15 protein-coding genes are annotated in these 15478 nt (G+C 71.8%); 10 read left to right on the forward strand and 5 right to left on the reverse strand.

Going from position 1 to position 15478, the window contains the following annotated elements:
* Window positions 1-267: 267 nt before the first annotated feature.
* Both ACVMLK_RS15640 and ACVMLK_RS15645 read left to right on the forward strand, forming a co-directional pair.
* Window positions 268-1479, forward strand: coding sequence for an alpha/beta fold hydrolase (locus ACVMLK_RS15640; protein ID WP_457486909.1), 1212 nt, complete (start codon window positions 268-270; stop codon window positions 1477-1479).
* Window positions 1480-1617: 138 nt separating this feature from the next.
* A complete protein-coding gene (locus ACVMLK_RS15645; protein WP_198365394.1) occupies window positions 1618-2793 on the forward strand; it encodes an acetyl-CoA C-acetyltransferase in 1176 nt (391 codons plus the stop codon).
* Window positions 2794-2892: 99 nt separating this feature from the next.
* Here the strand turns inward: ACVMLK_RS15645 and ACVMLK_RS15650 are convergent, their stop codons facing one another.
* Window positions 2893-3654, reverse strand: coding sequence for a methyltransferase domain-containing protein (locus tag ACVMLK_RS15650; protein WP_198365585.1), 762 nt, complete (start codon window positions 3652-3654; stop codon window positions 2893-2895).
* 87 nt (window positions 3655-3741) lie between these two features.
* On the opposite strand from ACVMLK_RS15650, the gene gloB reads away from it, so the two are divergent.
* From gloB to ACVMLK_RS15665, 3 genes are all read left to right on the forward strand, one after another.
* The gene (gloB, locus tag ACVMLK_RS15655) at window positions 3742-4470 is read left to right on the forward strand and encodes a hydroxyacylglutathione hydrolase (RefSeq protein ID WP_457486910.1); all 729 of its coding nucleotides are present in this window, start codon (window positions 3742-3744) and stop codon (window positions 4468-4470) included.
* A 20-nt stretch (window positions 4471-4490) separates the two neighbouring features.
* Complete coding sequence (locus ACVMLK_RS15660) at window positions 4491-5090, forward strand: glutathione S-transferase N-terminal domain-containing protein (protein ID WP_457486911.1); 600 nt, start codon at window positions 4491-4493, stop codon at window positions 5088-5090.
* A 66-nt stretch (window positions 5091-5156) separates the two neighbouring features.
* Window positions 5157-5786: a class I SAM-dependent methyltransferase gene (locus tag ACVMLK_RS15665; protein WP_457486912.1), complete on the forward strand. Its 630-nt coding sequence runs from the start codon at window positions 5157-5159 to the stop codon at window positions 5784-5786.
* A 7-nt stretch (window positions 5787-5793) separates the two neighbouring features.
* Here the strand turns inward: ACVMLK_RS15665 and ACVMLK_RS15670 are convergent, their stop codons facing one another.
* Window positions 5794-8127 carry a putative bifunctional diguanylate cyclase/phosphodiesterase gene (locus ACVMLK_RS15670; RefSeq protein WP_457486913.1) on the reverse strand — a complete coding sequence of 778 codons (2334 nt, stop codon included), beginning with the start codon at window positions 8125-8127 and terminating at the stop codon, window positions 5794-5796.
* 162 nt (window positions 8128-8289) lie between these two features.
* Here ACVMLK_RS15670 and ACVMLK_RS15675 point away from each other — a divergent pair, with 162 nt between their 5' ends.
* Window positions 8290-8994 carry a glutathione S-transferase gene (locus ACVMLK_RS15675; protein WP_457486914.1) on the forward strand — a complete coding sequence of 235 codons (705 nt, stop codon included), beginning with the start codon at window positions 8290-8292 and terminating at the stop codon, window positions 8992-8994.
* A gap of 54 nt (window positions 8995-9048) precedes the next feature.
* Here ACVMLK_RS15675 and ACVMLK_RS15680 read toward each other — a convergent pair whose 3' ends face one another.
* The gene (locus ACVMLK_RS15680; RefSeq protein ID WP_457486915.1) at window positions 9049-11169 is read right to left on the reverse strand and encodes a TonB-dependent receptor; all 2121 of its coding nucleotides are present in this window, start codon (window positions 11167-11169) and stop codon (window positions 9049-9051) included.
* 172 nt (window positions 11170-11341) lie between these two features.
* Between ACVMLK_RS15680 and ACVMLK_RS15685 the strand changes: the two genes are divergently transcribed.
* Entirely contained in the window at window positions 11342-12313 is a 972-nt protein-coding gene (locus ACVMLK_RS15685) for a phosphoribosylaminoimidazolesuccinocarboxamide synthase (protein ID WP_198365387.1), read from the forward strand.
* Between the two features lie 109 nt (window positions 12314-12422).
* Window positions 12423-12788, forward strand: coding sequence for a phage holin family protein (locus ACVMLK_RS15690; protein ID WP_422922635.1), 366 nt, complete (start codon window positions 12423-12425; stop codon window positions 12786-12788).
* A 45-nt stretch (window positions 12789-12833) separates the two neighbouring features.
* On the opposite strand, the gene phbB is transcribed toward ACVMLK_RS15690, so the two are convergent.
* Together phbB and ACVMLK_RS15700 are read right to left on the reverse strand one after the other, a co-directional pair.
* Window positions 12834-13556 carry an acetoacetyl-CoA reductase gene (phbB, locus tag ACVMLK_RS15695; RefSeq protein WP_198365385.1) on the reverse strand — a complete coding sequence of 241 codons (723 nt, stop codon included), beginning with the start codon at window positions 13554-13556 and terminating at the stop codon, window positions 12834-12836.
* 114 nt (window positions 13557-13670) lie between these two features.
* Window positions 13671-14687 (reverse strand): amino acid ABC transporter substrate-binding protein, encoded by a 1017-nt coding sequence (locus tag ACVMLK_RS15700; protein ID WP_198365384.1) that lies wholly within the window; start codon window positions 14685-14687, stop codon window positions 13671-13673.
* A gap of 264 nt (window positions 14688-14951) precedes the next feature.
* Here ACVMLK_RS15700 and ACVMLK_RS15705 point away from each other — a divergent pair, with 264 nt between their 5' ends.
* Both ACVMLK_RS15705 and ACVMLK_RS15710 read left to right on the forward strand, forming a co-directional pair.
* The gene (locus ACVMLK_RS15705; RefSeq protein ID WP_198365383.1) at window positions 14952-15164 is read left to right on the forward strand and encodes a hypothetical protein; all 213 of its coding nucleotides are present in this window, start codon (window positions 14952-14954) and stop codon (window positions 15162-15164) included.
* Window positions 15165-15264: 100 nt separating this feature from the next.
* Window positions 15265-15453, forward strand: a complete 189-nt coding sequence (locus tag ACVMLK_RS15710; RefSeq protein ID WP_198365382.1) for a soj family protein — start codon at window positions 15265-15267, stop codon at window positions 15451-15453.
* Window positions 15454-15478 lie beyond the last annotated feature (25 nt).

The following is a 15478-nucleotide window of genomic DNA, read 5'->3' on the forward strand; positions in this document are numbered from 1 at the left end:
GGCCGGCGCCGTCCTGGCCCGGCTTTCCCGCCCCGCCGGGCTTCGGCGCGCCCGGCTTCCCGCCGAACCCCGCCCCGGGCGCCCCTCCCGGCTTCGCCGGCCTCTTTCCATCGGGCCTCTTTCCATCCGGCCTGTTCCCGCCCGGCCTGTTCCCGCCCGGCCTGTTCCCCTGGACCGCCGCCGACAGGCCGGCCGGCACGCCGCCGCAAGGGCCGGCGCCCGATGAACCCGCCGCCGCCGAACCGCCGCGGCCCCCGCCCCCTGCCGATGCATCTGAGCCTGGCGCTGATGCGGGGCTGGGGCGCGGCGATGGCGCTGACCCCGGAGGGGCGGCCCTCCTCGGCCGGCTGGCCGAGCTGGAACGGCGCCTGGCCGATCTCGAGGGCAGGGCAGCGGGAGGCGCAGCGGATCGCCGCCGCCCTCGCCGCCGCCGGCCACCCGCCTGAGCGGTTCCGCGCCGCCGTGCTGCGCCGCCTGGCGCGGCAGGACCGTGCCCTCGTCGCCGGCATCGCCGCCTATCGCCGCCATCCCTACCGGCGCGACATGGCGGAGCCGCCCGTGCTCTGGCGGGAGGGCGGCAGCCGCCTGCTCGACTATGGCGGCGCGGGGCCGCCCCTGCTGGTGGTGCCCTCCCTGGTCAACCGCGCCTATGTGCTGGACCTGACGCCGGAGCACTCGATGCTCCGCCACCTGGCGGCCTCGGGCAGCCGGGTGCTGCTGCTCGACTGGGGGTGGCCGGAGGCGGCGGAACGCGGCTTCACCCTGACCGACTACATCGCCGGCCGGCTGGAGCGGGCCCTGGCCGCCCCCGCCCTCGCGCCGCTCGGGCCGCCGGTCCTGCTCGGCTACTGCATGGGCGGCCTGCTCACCCTGGCGCTCGCGCTGCGCCGCCCGGAGCGGCTGCGCGGCTTGGCGCTGCTGGCCACGCCGTGGGATTTCCATGCCGGGGAGGAGGGCGCCGCCGGCCGCGCCGCGGCCCTGGCCGCCCTGCTGCCGGGGCTGGAGCCGGCGCTGGACCTGCACGGCGCGCTGCCGGTCGATGCCATCCAGACGCTCTTCGCCGGCCTCGATCCCTGGAGCATCGCCGGCAAGTTCCGCGCCTTCGCCGCCATGGATCAGGCTGGCGCCCGCGCCCGGCTCTTCGTCGCGCTGGAGGACTGGCTGAACGACGGCGTGCCGCTGGCGGCCCCCGTGGCGCGCGAGGCGCTGGCCGGATGGTACGGCCGCAACGAGCCGGCGCGGCTGGCCTGGCGCGTGGCGGGGGCGGCGGTCGATCCGGCGGCGCTCACCCTGCCGAGCTTCGTCGCCGTGCCGGAGGCCGACCGTATCGTGCCCCCCGCCTCGGCCATGGCGCTGGCCGCCCGGCTGCCCGGCGCCCGGGTGGAGCGCGTCGCCGCCGGGCATATCGGCATGGCGGCGGGCGGGCGGGCGGAGCGTGTGCTCTGGCGGCCGCTGGGCGAATGGCTGGCGGGCCTCTGAGCACCCCGGCCATGGACAGGCCGCCCCGCGCGGCCCACCTTGTGGCCCAGCCGCCCCCGCCACAGATTGTGTCGGGACCGCACCGTTGCCGCCCTTCCCGGCCGCGACGCAGAACAGCAAAGGGAGTCGACCAGCCCCATGACCGATATCGTCATCGCATCCGCCGCGCGCACGCCCGTGGGCTCTTTCAACGGTGCCTTCGCCAGCCTGCCCGCGCATCTCCTGGGCAAGGTCGCGATCGAGGCGGCGCTGTCCCGCGCCGGTGTCGAGGCCGGCGAGGTGGACGAGGTGATCCTCGGCCAGATCCTGACCGCCGGCGCCGGGCAGAACCCCGCCCGTCAGGCCGCCATCGCCGCCGGCATCCCGGCCGGGGCCACCGCCTTCGGCATCAACCAGCTCTGCGGCTCGGGCCTGCGCGCCGTGGCGCTGGCGGCGCAGCAGATCGCCTCGGGCGATGCCTCCATCGTCGTCGCCGGCGGGCAGGAGAGCATGACCCAGGCGCCGCACTGCGCGAACCTCCGCGCCGGCGTGAAGATGGGCGACTTCGCCATGGTCGACACGATGATCCGGGACGGGTTGTGGGATGCCTTCAACGGCTACCACATGGGCAACACGGCCGAGAACGTGGCGCAGAAGTACCAGATCAGCCGCGACGAGCAGGACGAGTTCGCCTTCAACTCCCAGCGCAAGGCCGGCGAGGCGATGAAATCCGGCGCCTTCCGCGACGAGATCGCGCCGGTCACGGTGAAGGGCCGCAAGGGCGACACGGTCGTGGAGAACGACGAGTACCCGAAGCCCGAGACCAGCCGCGAGATCCTGGCCAAGCTGCGCCCGGCCTTCGCCAAGGACGGCTCGGTCACCGCCGGCAATGCCTCGGGCATCAATGACGGCGCCGCGGCGCTGGTGGTGATGTCGGCCGCCGAGGCGGCGAAGCGCGGCCTGACGCCGCTGGCCCGCATCGTCTCCTGGGCCACCGCCGGCGTCGATCCGGCGATCATGGGCACCGGCCCGATCCCGGCCAGCCGCAAGGCGCTGCAGAAGGCGGGCTGGAACCACCAGGATCTCGACCTGATCGAGGCCAACGAGGCCTTCGCCGCCCAGGCATGCGCGGTGAACAAGGACCTCGGCTGGGACACGTCGAAGGTGAACGTGCATGGCGGCGCCATCGCGCTCGGCCATCCGGTCGGCGCCTCGGGCGCGCGGGTGCTGACCACCCTGCTCTACGGCATGAAGTCGCGCGGCGCGAAGAAGGGGCTGGCGACGCTGTGCATCGGTGGCGGCATGGGCGTCGCCATGTGCATCGAGGCCGCCTGAGCCCCGGGGGAAGGGCCGTCTCCGGGCGGTCCGTCCCGCCGCTTCGACCGCCGGTCATGCCGCGCCGCGGCCCGGCATGACCCTTCCTCCGCCCCGGCCTCAGCCGGCCGTCGCCGCCGCCGGCACCAGCACGCGCCGCCCCGGCGCCTTCACCGCGCCCGCCGGCATGGCGCCGTAGATCTCCTTGCGCGCCTCGACGATGACCACGCCGGCGAAGCGGGGCGCCAGGGCGCGGCCGACCCCCTCCCAGGCGCCGGCGCTGCGCAGCAGCAGGCGCCACTGGAAGGGCGGCATGTAGAGCGCGGTGTCGCGGCGGGCGACGGCGAAGAGGTTGCGCTGCAGCAGCCGGGTGATCTGGCCCATCGAATAGGGCCGCCCCTGGCCGAAGGGGGTGGTCTCCAGATGCGCCCACATGCCGCGCCGGTTCGGCGCCACGATCAGCAGGCGGCCGTCCTCCTTCAGAACCCGCCAGATCTCGCGCAGCATGCGCCGCGCGTTCTCCGAACCCTCCAGCCCATGCACCAGCAGCACGTTGTCGAAGCTGAAGTCGGGAAAGGGCAGCAGGTGTTCCTCGACCAGCGCGGTCAGGCACCCCCCCCGGCGGGGCCAGGGCGCCACATCCGTCTCCGGCAGGTTGCAGCAGAGGGTCCGCGCCGCCTGCTCGCGCCAGAGGCGCAGGAAGGGCGCGGCATGGCCGAGGCCCAGCACCTCCCGCCCCGTCATCTCCGGCCAGAGGCGTGCCAGCCGCCCGCGCAGCAGCCGCGCCGCAACCTGTCCGGTGGCGGAGGCGTAGAAGTCGCGATGCCCGAAGCCCTCGGCGAGGCCTTCCGGCGCGATCTCGGCATGGACCCCAAGGTTCATGCGATGGATATAGAGGCTGTTTCGAGGCATGACACGCCCCGCCCGCCGATCCTGCGCCGCGGGCGGCGCGCTTTGGGAGAGAATGCGATGGCCGTCACCGTCCGGGCCGTGCCCTGCCTGTCCGACAACTACGCCTGGCTGCTGCGCGACGCCGCGACCGGCACCATCGCCCTCTGCGACCCCGGCGAGGCCGCGCCCGCCATCGAGGCGATCGAGGAGGAGGGCGGGCGGCTGGACCTGATCCTGCTCACCCATCACCACGCGGACCATGTCGACGGGGTGGAGGCGCTGCGCGCCCGCTATGGCGCGCGGGTGATCGGCGCCACCGCCGACGCCCATCGCCTGCCCCGGCTCGACGAGGCGGTGCGGCCGGGCGACACGGTCCGGGTGGGCGAGACCGAGGGTCAGGTGATCGACAGCCCCGGCCATACCCTCGGTCATATCGCCTTTTACTTCGCCGATGGCGACGTGCTGCTCTGCGGCGACACCCTGTTCTCCCTCGGCTGCGGCCGGCTGCTGGAGGGCACGGCGCAGGACATGTTCCGCGCGCTCGGCCTGCTCAAGGCCCTGCCGCCGCAGACGCTGGTCTGCTGCGGCCATGAATACACCCAGAGCAACGCCCGCTTCGCCCTGACGGTGGAGCCGGAGAACGCGGCGCTGCAGCGCCGCGCGGGCGAGGTCGACGCCGCCCGCGCCGCCGGGCAGCCCACCCTGCCCGTCACGCTGGGGCAGGAGCTGGAGACCAACCCCTTCCTGCGGGCGGAGAGCGCGGAGGCCCTGGCGCGAATCCGCGCGGCGAAGGACAATTTCCGCTGAAGCAACGCCGGGAGGCCGCCTTGAAGCTGTTCCATTCCCCCTCCAGCCCCTTCGTCCGCAAGGTCATGGCCTGCGCCATCCTGCGCGGTCTCGAGGGCCGGCTGGAGCTGGTGCCGACCAATGCCCATGCCAGCCCGGAGGCCCTGCTTGCCGCCAATCCGCTGTCCAAGGTGCCGAGCCTGCTGACCGATGACGGCCAGGCGATCTACGACAGCCCGGTGATCTGCGAGTATCTGGACGGGCTGGGCGAGGCGGCGCCGCTCTTCCCGGCCGCCGGCCCCGCCCGCCTCGCCGCGCTGGTGCGGCAGGCCCTGGCGGATGGCATGATGGATGCCGCCGTGGCCCGGCGCATGAGCGACGGCCTGCCGCAGGACGAGGGCCGCCAGGCCTTCGGCGCGCGGCAGAAGGCGGCGGTGGCGCGCGGCCTGGCCGAGCTGGAGCGCGATCCGCCGAAGGGACTGGCCGATATCGGCGCCGTCGCCACCGCCTGCGCCCTCGGCTATCTCGACTTCCGCTTCGCCCAGGAGCCCTGGCGCGACGCGCATCCGCGCCTCGCCGCATGGCATGCCGAGGTCGCGGCGGCGCCGGCCATCGCCCGCACCGCCCCGCCCCAGGGTTGATGGCGACCGGGTTGATGGCGACTGGGCTGATGGCGGCCGGCTGATGTCGCCGCGCGGGGCCGCGGGATGAGCGACGCCGCGGCCTGGGATGCCCGCTACGGCACCGGCTCCTGGCTGTTCGGCCAGGAACCGAACCGCTACCTGGAAAGCCTGTCGCCCCGGCTGCGGCCCGGCATGACGGCCCTCTGCCTCGGCGACGGCGAGGGGCGCAACGGCGTCTGGCTAGCCGGGCGGGGGCTGTCCGTGACGGCGGTGGACTGGTCCGCCACCGGCCTGGCGCGGGCGGCCGATCTGGCGCGCCGGCGTGGCGTGCCGCTGGCCACGGCGGTCGCGGACCTGGCGCGGTGGAGCTGGCCCGTGGCGCGCTACGACCTGATCGCCTGGATCTTCGTGCATCTGCCGCCCGCCGACCGGGCGGCCGTCGCGGCCGGGGCCTGCCAGGCCCTGGCCCCGGGCGGGCTGTTGGTGCTGGAAGGCTTCGCCGCGGCGCAGCAGGGCCGGCGCGGCGGCGGCCCGCGCGATCCCGCCCTGCTCTGGAGCCGCGCCACGGCCGAGGCCGCCTTCGCCGGGCTGGAACTGCTGGAATGCCTGGAGGGCGGGGTGCTGCTGGATGAGGGCCCCCGCCACCAGGGCGTGGCCGAGGTGGTGCGCGGGATCTGGCGCAGGCCCGCCGAAGAGCGGGTGGCGGCGGGGTAGGACGGGCTCAGCCCGGCGGCGGACAGGACAGGGGCGCCAGCAGCAGCCCATCGAGCCGGGCCAGGGGCTGCGGGCGGCCGAGCAGGAAGCCCTGCACCTCGTCGCAGTCGTGGCGGCGCAGGAAATCCAGCTGCTCCGCCGTCTCCACCCCTTCCGCCGTGACCTCCATGCCGAGGCTGGCGCTCATGGTCAGCATCGCCTCGACGATGGCATGGGAGGCCTTCCGCTGTCCGAGCGCCCCGATGAAGGAGCGGTCGACCTTGATGCGGTCGAAGGGGAAGCGGTGCAGGTAGCCGAGGCTGGCATAGCCGGTGCCGAAATCGTCCAGCGCCAGCCTGACGCCCAGCCGCTTCAGGCTCTCGATGGCGGCCAGCGCCTGCTGCGCGTCCTCGATCAGCAGGCCCTCGGTGACCTCGAGCTCGAGCCGGCCGGGCGGCAGGCCGGTGCTGGCCAGCACCTGCTTCACCATGGCGGGCAGGCCGGGATCGCGCAGTTGCACCGGCGAGAGGTTCACCGCCACGCGCAGATGCGCCGGCCAGCGCGCCGCGTCGCCGCAGGCCTGCTGCAGCACCCAGCGCCCGAGCGGCAGGATCAGGCCGCATTCCTCCGCCAGCGGAATGAACTTCGCGGGCGGCACCGGGCCGCGGCGGGGATGCGACCAGCGCAACAGCGCCTCGAAGCCGCGCAGCGCGCCGCCGCAGGCGAGGATGGGCTGGTACTCCAGGCCGAGCGTCTGCTGCCGCACCGCCTCGCGCAGTTCCGCTTCCAGCGCGCGGCGCTCGCGCTGGTCGTCCTCCATGTCGGGCAGGAAGAAGCGCAGGGCGCCGCGGCCGCCGGTCTTGGCGGCGTAGAGCGCGGCATCGGCGCCGCGCAGCAGCGCGTCCGGCGAGGTGCCGTCGCGCGGGAAGAGGGCGATGCCGATGCTGGTGCCGATCTGCGCCGTGCAGCCCTCCAGCAGATAGGGCGCCGCGACCGAGGCGAGGATGCGGCGGCCCAGCGCTTCCATCGCCTCGGCGCCGGCGGCGGCGTCGCAGAGCAGCAGGAACTCGTCCCCGCCCATCCGCGCCACCAGATCGTGCGGGCCGGCCAGGGCGAGCAGGCGGCCGGCGACCTGGCGCAGCACCTGGTCCCCGGCATGGTGGCCATAGGTGTCGTTCACCGGCTTGAAGCGATCGAGGTCGAGGGCGAGGACGGCCAGCGGCCGCTCCTGCCGCAGCCACTGCCGCAGCTGCTCCTGCAGCCGCACCCGGTTGGCCAGGCCGGTCAGCGCGTCGTGATGCGCCATGTGCCGGATCTGCTGCTGCGACAGCAGCCTCTGCAGCCGCTGCCGCACCATCAGCCCGCCACCGACGAGCAGGATCAGCGTCAGCCCCGCCACCGCGTTCAGCAGGCTCCGCCGATAGGCCTCGTGCCCGGCCAGCGCGTCGCGCAGGTCGATGCCGACGGCGACCATCACGGGATAGGGGCGCACCCGCCGCGCAGCGATGATCATCTCCATGCCGGTGGCGACGCTGGGCCCCCGGAAGACCGACGCCTCCCGCCCCACCATGCTGCGGAACGCCTCGCTGCCGCTCAGATCGTTGCCGAGCGTGCCGGAGAGAAACGGCGCGCGGGCGCGCAGGATGCCGTCCTCGCCCGTCAGCGTCACGGTGCCGCGGCCGATGTCGAGCGTGTCGTAGACCTGGGTCAGCCAGCCGGGATCGAGCGAGATCACCGCGACGCCGCCGAAGCCGCCGTCCGGGTCGGTCAGCCGGCGGGTGAACTGCACCGACCAGCGCTTGGATTCGCGCCCCATCACCGGGACGCTGATGAAGAGATCGTCGCGCGGGCTCTCGGCGTGCACGCGGAAATGGGCGCGGTCCGAGAGGTCCAGGCCCGGGCCGCGCACCGGGCCGAGATTGGTCATCAGCAGCCGCCCGTCGGGGCCGATGATGGCGGTCTGCAGCGTCATGTCCTGCTGGATGCCGTTCTCGCGCCGCAGGAAATCGAGGCTGAAGCCGATACGGTCCTGCCGGTAGGCCTCGCGCAGGAAGAGCAGGCGCTGGTCGATGGCCTCGATGGTGCGGGCGAGGATCTGTTGCGAGGCGCCGGCGAGGTTGCTGACATGACGCTCCGCCGCCGTAAGGCTCTCCCGGCGTTCCAGCCGGATGTGCAGCAGGGTGCCCAGCCAGAGCAGCGCCAGGGTCGCGGCGACGAGGCCGAGATCGACCAGCAGCCCCTGGTTCATCAGCAAGGGCAGCCGGCGCCGCAGCCAGCCGGCCGGCCCGTCCAGGTCCAGCCCCGGCGGCGCCGCCAGATCGTTGCGGAGGGCCTGCGGCAGGCCCGGACCGGAATGGAACATGGCGCCTGCCCTTCGCGTCCCTGGAAGGTTGCGGTTCGATGACGCGCTTATGCCCCGCCAATGATGAGCAAGGGCTTAGCGAGGCACCGCCTGCATCCACTCTCGGCGCCGGGCGTTGCGGTTCCGGACTCCCGACGATGGAGGCGGGGCGATGGAGGCGGCATGACCTACGAGCTCTGGTACTGGGACGGCCTGCCGGGCCGTGGCGAATTCGTCCGCCTGGCGCTGGAGGCGGGGCGCATCCCCTACCGCGAATGCGCCCGCGGCAAGGATGCCAGGCGGCTGCAGCCCGACATGGCGGCGCGGCGCGAACAGCCGCCCTTCGCGCCCCCCTATCTGGTGGCGGAGGGCATGACCATCGCCCAGACCGCCAATATCCTGCTCTTCCTCGGCCAGCGGCACGGCCTGGCGCCCCGGACCCTGAAGGGCCGGCTCTGGGTGCACCAGTTGCAGCTCACCATCGCCGACATGGTGGCCGAGGCGCACGATACGCATCATCCGATCGACCCCGGCGACTACTACGAGGCGCAGAAGGGCCCGGCGGCGAAGCGGGCCCGGGCCTTCCGCGAGAGCCGCATGCCGAAGTTCCTCGGCTACTTCGAGCGGGTGCTGGAGGGCGGTGCCAGTGCCTGGCTGGCCGGACGGCGCTGGACCTATGCCGACCTTTCGCTGTTCCAACTCCTCGAGGGGCTGCGCTTCGCCTTTCCCCGCCGGATGGCGACGCTGGAGCCGGAGCTGCCCCGCCTGGTGGCGCTGCGCGACGCCGTGGCAACCCTGCCGGAACTCAAAGCCTATCTGGGCAGCAAGCGCCGGCTGGACTTCGGCGAGGGCATCTTCCGGCACTATCCGGAGCTGGATAAGCCGTGAGGCGAACACCTGCCAGCGGTCAGGCCGGACACCAGGATCCGGCGCAGGCCATCGTCAGAAGGTCAGTATCGCCATCAGCCGCGCCGTCCGGCCGGGCAGCAGAACCTCGTCCTTCTTGAACGAGGCGGCGTTGCGCATGTTGCTGTCGAGCAGGTTGCTGGCGACGACCGCGAGGGTGAGGCCCAGATCGCTGCCGAGCGGCGCGGTGTAGGCGATCCGGGCATTCAGAGAGTCATAGCCCTTGGTCGAGGTCTCGTTGTCGGCGGTGCGGTTGTGGTCGAAGGCGTGCAGATAGTCGATGCCGGTGTTCCAGCCGCCGTTGCGCCAGAACATACCGCCGCCGAGGCGGTGCGGCGGAATGCGCGGCAGGTTGCCGCCGCCGGTGAACTCGGCGCGCACGAAGTCGTAGCGTCCGGACAGGCCGAAGCGGCCGCCGCCAAGGCGGAACAGATCCTGCTCGGCCTTTACCTCGACGCCCCAGAAGCGCGCATCGCGCTGACCGTAGGCGGATTGCAGGAACTCGCCCTCGCCGCCGGGCGCGCAGGAGGCGAAGTCCTCGTCGCAGCTGTTGCCCGTCAGTGCCTGATAGATGAAGCCGTCGAAGCGCGAGAGGAAGGCGCTGGTGTCGAAGCGGAAGCTGCCGCTGTTGCGCGACAGGCCGATCTCGCCGGTCACGGCCGACTCCTTGCGCAGGTCGGGATTGCCGATGTCGAAGGTGCCCGAGGCATGGTGAGAGCCGCGCGAGAACAGCTCCGCGACGCTCGGCGCCCGCTCGACATACTGGCCGGTGACGCGCGCCTGCATCGCCCAGGGCAGGTCCTTCAGCAGGCCGAGGCTGACGCTGACCGGGGTGTAGTCGCGCTCGTAGGGGCTGTTGGCAAGCTCCTGGCCCTCCTCGGACGGCAGCAGGCCGCCGCCGAAATCCGCCGTGGCGCCGCCGATCCGCACCATCTCGATCCGGGTCGCCGCCTGCAGCCGCAGCGCCGGAGTGAGACTGAGCTCCTCGAAGAGATAGGCGGCATAGCGGTCGGTGTCGGCAGGCGGCAGGAAGTCCAGCGCCTCGCCGGTGGTGCGCAGCCGTTCCTGCTCGAAGGACAGGCCGAGCGTGCCGTTCAGCGCGCCAATGCTGGTCTCGATCGGCTGGTGCTGCAGCTCGAGGCGCCCATCCCAGGTGATGTTGCGGAAGCCGCCATGCTCGACCCGGGCACCTGCAAGCTCCTCGTGCTCATGCTCCTCGCCCTCCTCGTGATCATGGCCATGCTCATGTTCGAGGCCCATCTCCTCATGCCGGTAGCGGCTGAAGCCGAGCCAGTAGCTAACGCTGCGCAGCGGACCGCTCGACGGGCGGTATTCGCCACGGCTTGCCCAGCGGAACTGCTCGACATCCAGAGAGATGCCCAACTCCGCCTCCTCGCCGCCCGGAATGCCGTAGAGACTGCGGAAACGAGAGATGGAAGTGCCGATGAAGCCCTGCTCGCCGACATAACTCAGACCGAGCGCCTGGCCGTCGGTGCGGACGAAGCTGTTGGCCTGCCGCCCGCCATCCGGCAGCTCGTAGTCGTGATCCTTGCGCCCGAAGAGATCGCCATGCAGCACCCAGTTGCCGGCCCGCACATCGGCCGTAGCCAGACCGTCCCAGCCGCGGCTGCCGCTGTTCCACCCGCCGGCGAGGCGACCCTGGACGTTGCGCTCCGGCAGGCTGGTCGGAATACGGTTGTTGATCATGTTGACCACTCCGCCAATGGCCTGCGAGCCCCAGCGCAGCGAGGCTGGTCCGCGGATGACCTCGACGCGCTCGGCGGCGAGCGGATCGAGCGGTACGGTATGGTCGGCGCCGTAGGCCGACACATCGCCGGCGGTGAAGCCGTTCTCCTGCAGCCGGACGCGATTGTCGGTGAGGCCGCGGATGATCGGGCGGCTGGCACCGGGGGCGAAGCCGGTGGCGCTGATGCCCGGCTCGTCGGCCAGCGCCTCGGCCAGGCTGCGCGGCGCGGCGCTGGACAGCGCCGGCTGCTCCAACGTCGTGAGCGGCACGAAGCTACCGATCTGCCCGGTCTGTACCGGGCTTGCTGTAACGGAAACCGGCGGCAGCCGCACCTCCTCCTGGGCGCGCGGGATCGCCGGCAGCAGCGTGGGAAGAAGGGCCGTTGTGAGGAAGAGATGACGACGTGACATGGATCGACTCGGCTCTGCTACAGCTTATAGTGAGGACAGTATGATACATTATAACATTACCATTGGAAGACGATGTTTGCCCTAAGCGTGGCCATTCGGAACTTACCTGCCTCCTGACAGGCTGGGCGGCAGCCGCTACCCTGCGGCGCCCACCGCTTGCAGGATAACGGCCATGGATCCCAGCACCCTCGCGCCCTATGCGCGGCACATCCTGAACGATGCGACCATCGCCGAGCTTCCCAACCACTACAGCGGCAAGGTGCGGGACAATTACGACCTGCCGGACGGGCGGCGCATCCTCATCACCACCGACCGCATCAGCGCCTTCGACCGTATCCTGGCGGCCATTCCGCTGAAGGGCCAGGTGCTGACCCAGACGGCGCGCTACTGGTTCGAGCAGACGCGCGACATCTGCCCCAACCATGTCCTCGAATACCCGGACCCCAACGTGGTGGTGGGAAAGCGGCTGGACATCCTGCCGGTCGAGGTGGTGGTGCGCGACTATCTCGCCGGCACCACGGGCACCTCGATCCTGACGCTCTACAAGGCCGGCCAGCGGGAGATGTACGGCGTCACCCTGCCGGACGGGATGCGCGACAACCAGAAGCTGCCCCGGCCGATCATCACGCCCACCAGCAAGGCCTTCGACGGCGGGCACGACGAGCCGCTGACGCCGGCGCTGATCCTGGAGAAGGGGCTGCTGAGCGCCGCGCAGTGGGAGACCCTCTCGCGCTACGCCCTCGCCCTCTTCGCGCGCGGGCAGGAGCTGGCGCGGCGGCGCGGGCTGATCCTGGTGGACACGAAGTACGAGTTCGGCCTCGACACCGAGGGCAACATCGTCCTGGCCGACGAGATCCACACGCCGGACAGCAGCCGCTACTGGCTGGCCGGCAGCTATCCGGCGCGCTTCGAGGCCGGTGAGAAGCCGGAGAGCTTCGACAAGGACTTCGTGCGCAACTGGGTGGTGGCGCGCTGCGATCCCTACAAGGACCCGATCCCGGAGATCCCCGAGGCGGTGATCCTGGCCACCGCCGCCGTCTATGTCACCGCCTTCGAGCAGATCACCGGCGAGACCTTCGCGCTGCCCTCCCTGGACGAGCCGGTGCTGGCCCGCATCCGCCGCAACCTGGCGCGCTATGCCTGAGCCTCCCGGGGCGCGGCGGGTGGCGGACAGGCAGGGCGACCCGGCTTAAGCTTCGCAACCCCGCGCCGGCGGCCGCGTTGCGCCAGCGCATTCATGGAGGACATGCCCGATGGGTTTCCTGGCCCGCACGCTGATCACGGCCTTCGCCTTCTGGTGCGCCGACATGCTGATCACCGGCATCAACTTCAGCGGACCGTTCAATCTGGTGATCGCCGCCATCGTCTTCGGCATCGTGAACGCGCTGATCCGGCCGGTGCTGATGCTGCTCACCCTGCCGCTGAACCTCCTCACGCTCGGCCTCTTCACCCTGGTGGTGAACGCTGCGATGCTCGGGCTGACGGCGCTGGTGATGCCGGGGATGCAGGTCTCGGGCTTCTGGGCGGCCTTCTTCGGGGCGATCATCGTCGCGGTGGTGTCGTGGATCGTCAACCGCACCATCGGCGACGCCGCGCCCGCCGGCATCGAGAACCGCTGAAGGACCGCCGCCGGGGCCGCTGGAGCCCCGGCGGAACGCCCCGCCTCAGTACATGTGCTGGCCGCCGTTGATCGACAGCGTCGAGCCGGTGATGAAGTCGGCATCGTCGGCGGTCAGGAAGGCGACGCCGCGCGCGATGTCCTCGGCGGTGCCGAGGCGGCCGCGCGGGATGCGCGCGATGATCTTCTGCAGCACGTCCTCCGGCACGGCGCGCACCATCTCGGTGTCCACATAGCCGGGCGCGATGGCGTTCACGGTGATGCCGGCCCGCGCGCCCTCCTGCGCCAGCGCCTTGGTGAAGCCGTGGATCCCGGACTTGGCGGCGGCATAGTTGACCTGGCCGTACTGCCCGGCCTGGCCGTTGATCGAGCCGATGTTGACGATGCGGCCGAACTTGCGCGACATCATCCCGTCCCAGACCAGCTTGGCCATGTTGAAGCAGGAGCCGAGATTGGTGTCGATCACGTCGTCCCACATCTTGCGGTCCATCCGCTTCATGGTGCCGTCGCGGGTGATGCCGGCGTTGTTCACCAGCACCTCGATCGGTCCGTGCTCCGCCTCGATCCGGGCGACCGCGGCCTGGCAGGCCTCGAAGTCGGAGACGTCGAACTTGATGGTCGCGATACCGGTGCGCTCGGTGAAGGCCGCAGCGGCGGCGTCATTGCCGGCATAGGAGGCGACCACCTTGCGGCCGGCCTTCTGCAACTGCTCGCTGATGGCCGCGCCGATGCCGCGCTGCCCGCCGGTGACCAGGGCCACTCTTGCCATAGGCTGTCCTCCTCCGTGGGTTCATGGCGGACCGGCTTCATTCCGGTTCCGCGTCGACCATGGCATCATAGCCGGCGGCCGGATGCCATGGTCTTGTTGAGGCCCCGCCGCGCCTCAGCGCAGCGGCAGGGCGTACATCAGGCCGCCGCGGGTCCAGAGGTCGTTCAGGCCGCGCTCGAGGCCGATGGGCGAACCTTTGCCCAGGGTCCGGTCGAAGATCTCGCCGTAGTTGCCGACCTGCCGGATGGCCTGGAAGGCCCAGTCCTCCGGCAGCGCCAGCGCCTTGCCGAAGCCCGGCGTGGCGCCGAGCAGGCGCAGCACGTTCGGGTCCTGCCCGCCGCGCATCTCCGCCGCATTGGCCCGGGTCACGCCCAGCTCCTCGGCCTCGATCAGCGCCGCCAGGGTCCAGGTCACGATGTCGCGCCATTCCTCGTCGCCATGCCGCACCATCGGGCCGAGCGGCTCCTTGCTGATCCGCTCGGGCAGGATGACATGCGCCTCGGGTTCGCGCAGGGCCGAGACGCGCAGCGCGGCGAGTTGCGAGGCATCGGTGGTCATGGCGTCGCAGCGGCCGGACTGGTAGGCGGCCGTCATCTCGTCCATCGAGCTCAGCACCACGGGCTGCAGGCGCAGGCCCTCGCGCCGCGCATAGTCCCCGAGGTTGAGCTCGCTGGTGGAGCCGGGCAGCACGCAGACCGTGGCGCCGTCGAGCTGCCGCGCGCCGGCGATGCCCGAGGCGCGCGGCACCAGGAAGCCCTGGCCGTCGTAGAAATTGACGCCGGCCATGTTGAAGCCCATGGCCGTGTCGCGCATCAGCGTCTGCGTCACGTTGCGCGCCAGCAGGTCGATCTCGCCCGATTGCAGGGCGACGAAGCGCGTCTGGTAGGTGGTGGGCACGAATCGGACCTTCGATGCATCGCCCAGCGTGGCGGCCGCCACGGCGCGGCAGAACTCCGCGTCGAGCCCCTGATACTCGCCCCGGCTGTCCGGCGCGGAGAATCCGGCCACCCCGGTATTGACCCCGCAGACCAGCTGCCCGCGCGCCCTGACCCCGTCCAGGGTCGGGCCCGCCAGGACCGGCGCGGCGTCGAGGGCGAGCAGGGCGGCCAGCAAGGCGATCAGGACGCGCATGGGGCGGCTATCTCCGGCGGTTCGGCGTCCAGCGTAGAGCATCCCCGCGCCGGGCGCATGCCTCGCCGGGCGTAAAAGCACCGTCAATCCTGTGGACAAGTCGCGACCATGATCGTGTCTGGCGCAACTTTACAATTTCTGATTGTGTTACGGATCCTTACTGCAACATAAAGTCATTGATCTTCTGAAACGCTACCGAGTATCACGGGGGCGTGAACATCACCTCGCCCGAGCAGGGTGAAGCAGCGGAAGAAACTCTCTCCCATGGCCAGGCACACCCTTTCCTCGCGCGACCCGCAGGCCGGCTCAGACCAGGAAGCCCTCTCCCGCATGATCTCCTATCTGGAAGCGGAGTGCCGGCGCCTGGGCGCCGCCGATGCCGCGCTGCACCTCGCCCTCGCCGCCACCCTCCTGCCCGCCGCGCCGTCGCTGTCCCGGGACCTGGCGCCGGCCGGCGCGGGCCGCCTGCTGCAATAGGCCGCGCGGCCATCGGCCCGGACCGCGCTTTTTTCTGGTCCGCGCGAGGATTGCGGTGTAAGCGCGGCCGCATCCCAACATCGAGTGGCGGTCCTTTCCGATGGATACCCCTATCGCTGCGGTCCTCTGGACCCATCAGGCGCAACGAGACCTCGCGGCCGTGCTGCGGCTGCTGAGCCACGCCGAACGCTGCTGCCTGGAGGCCGGCTCCGAGGATGCGGCCGGCCTGGTGGCGGAGGCCATGTCGGTGCTGGCGCGGGACGGCGCCGCCCGCAAGATGGCGGCCTGACAGGACCCCCGGCCCGGGGGGGGGG

Source organism: Teichococcus aerofrigidensis, assembly GCF_054073225.1.

Excerpts from the sequence above, each read along its gene's own strand:
- ACVMLK_RS15640 (WP_457486909.1), top strand. The coding sequence starts at position 268 with ATGCATCTGAGCCTGGCGCTGATGCGGGGCTGGGGCGCGGCGATGGCG.
- ACVMLK_RS15645 (WP_198365394.1), top strand. The coding sequence starts at position 1,618 with ATGACCGATATCGTCATCGCATCCGCCGCGCGCACGCCCGTGGGCTCT.
- ACVMLK_RS15650 (WP_198365585.1), bottom strand. The coding sequence starts at position 3,654 with ATGAACCTTGGGGTCCATGCCGAGATCGCGCCGGAAGGCCTCGCCGAG.
- gloB (WP_457486910.1), top strand. The coding sequence starts at position 3,742 with ATGGCCGTCACCGTCCGGGCCGTGCCCTGCCTGTCCGACAACTACGCC.
- ACVMLK_RS15665 (WP_457486912.1), top strand. The coding sequence starts at position 5,157 with ATGAGCGACGCCGCGGCCTGGGATGCCCGCTACGGCACCGGCTCCTGG.
- ACVMLK_RS15670 (WP_457486913.1), bottom strand. The coding sequence starts at position 8,127 with ATGTTCCATTCCGGTCCGGGCCTGCCGCAGGCCCTCCGCAACGATCTG.
- ACVMLK_RS15675 (WP_457486914.1), top strand. The coding sequence starts at position 8,290 with ATGACCTACGAGCTCTGGTACTGGGACGGCCTGCCGGGCCGTGGCGAA.
- ACVMLK_RS15680 (WP_457486915.1), bottom strand. The coding sequence starts at position 11,169 with ATGTCACGTCGTCATCTCTTCCTCACAACGGCCCTTCTTCCCACGCTG.
- ACVMLK_RS15685 (WP_198365387.1), top strand. The coding sequence starts at position 11,342 with ATGGATCCCAGCACCCTCGCGCCCTATGCGCGGCACATCCTGAACGAT.
- ACVMLK_RS15690 (WP_422922635.1), top strand. The coding sequence starts at position 12,423 with ATGGGTTTCCTGGCCCGCACGCTGATCACGGCCTTCGCCTTCTGGTGC.
- phbB (WP_198365385.1), bottom strand. The coding sequence starts at position 13,556 with ATGGCAAGAGTGGCCCTGGTCACCGGCGGGCAGCGCGGCATCGGCGCG.
- ACVMLK_RS15700 (WP_198365384.1), bottom strand. The coding sequence starts at position 14,687 with ATGCGCGTCCTGATCGCCTTGCTGGCCGCCCTGCTCGCCCTCGACGCC.
- ACVMLK_RS15705 (WP_198365383.1), top strand. The coding sequence starts at position 14,952 with ATGGCCAGGCACACCCTTTCCTCGCGCGACCCGCAGGCCGGCTCAGAC.
- ACVMLK_RS15710 (WP_198365382.1), top strand. The coding sequence starts at position 15,265 with ATGGATACCCCTATCGCTGCGGTCCTCTGGACCCATCAGGCGCAACGA.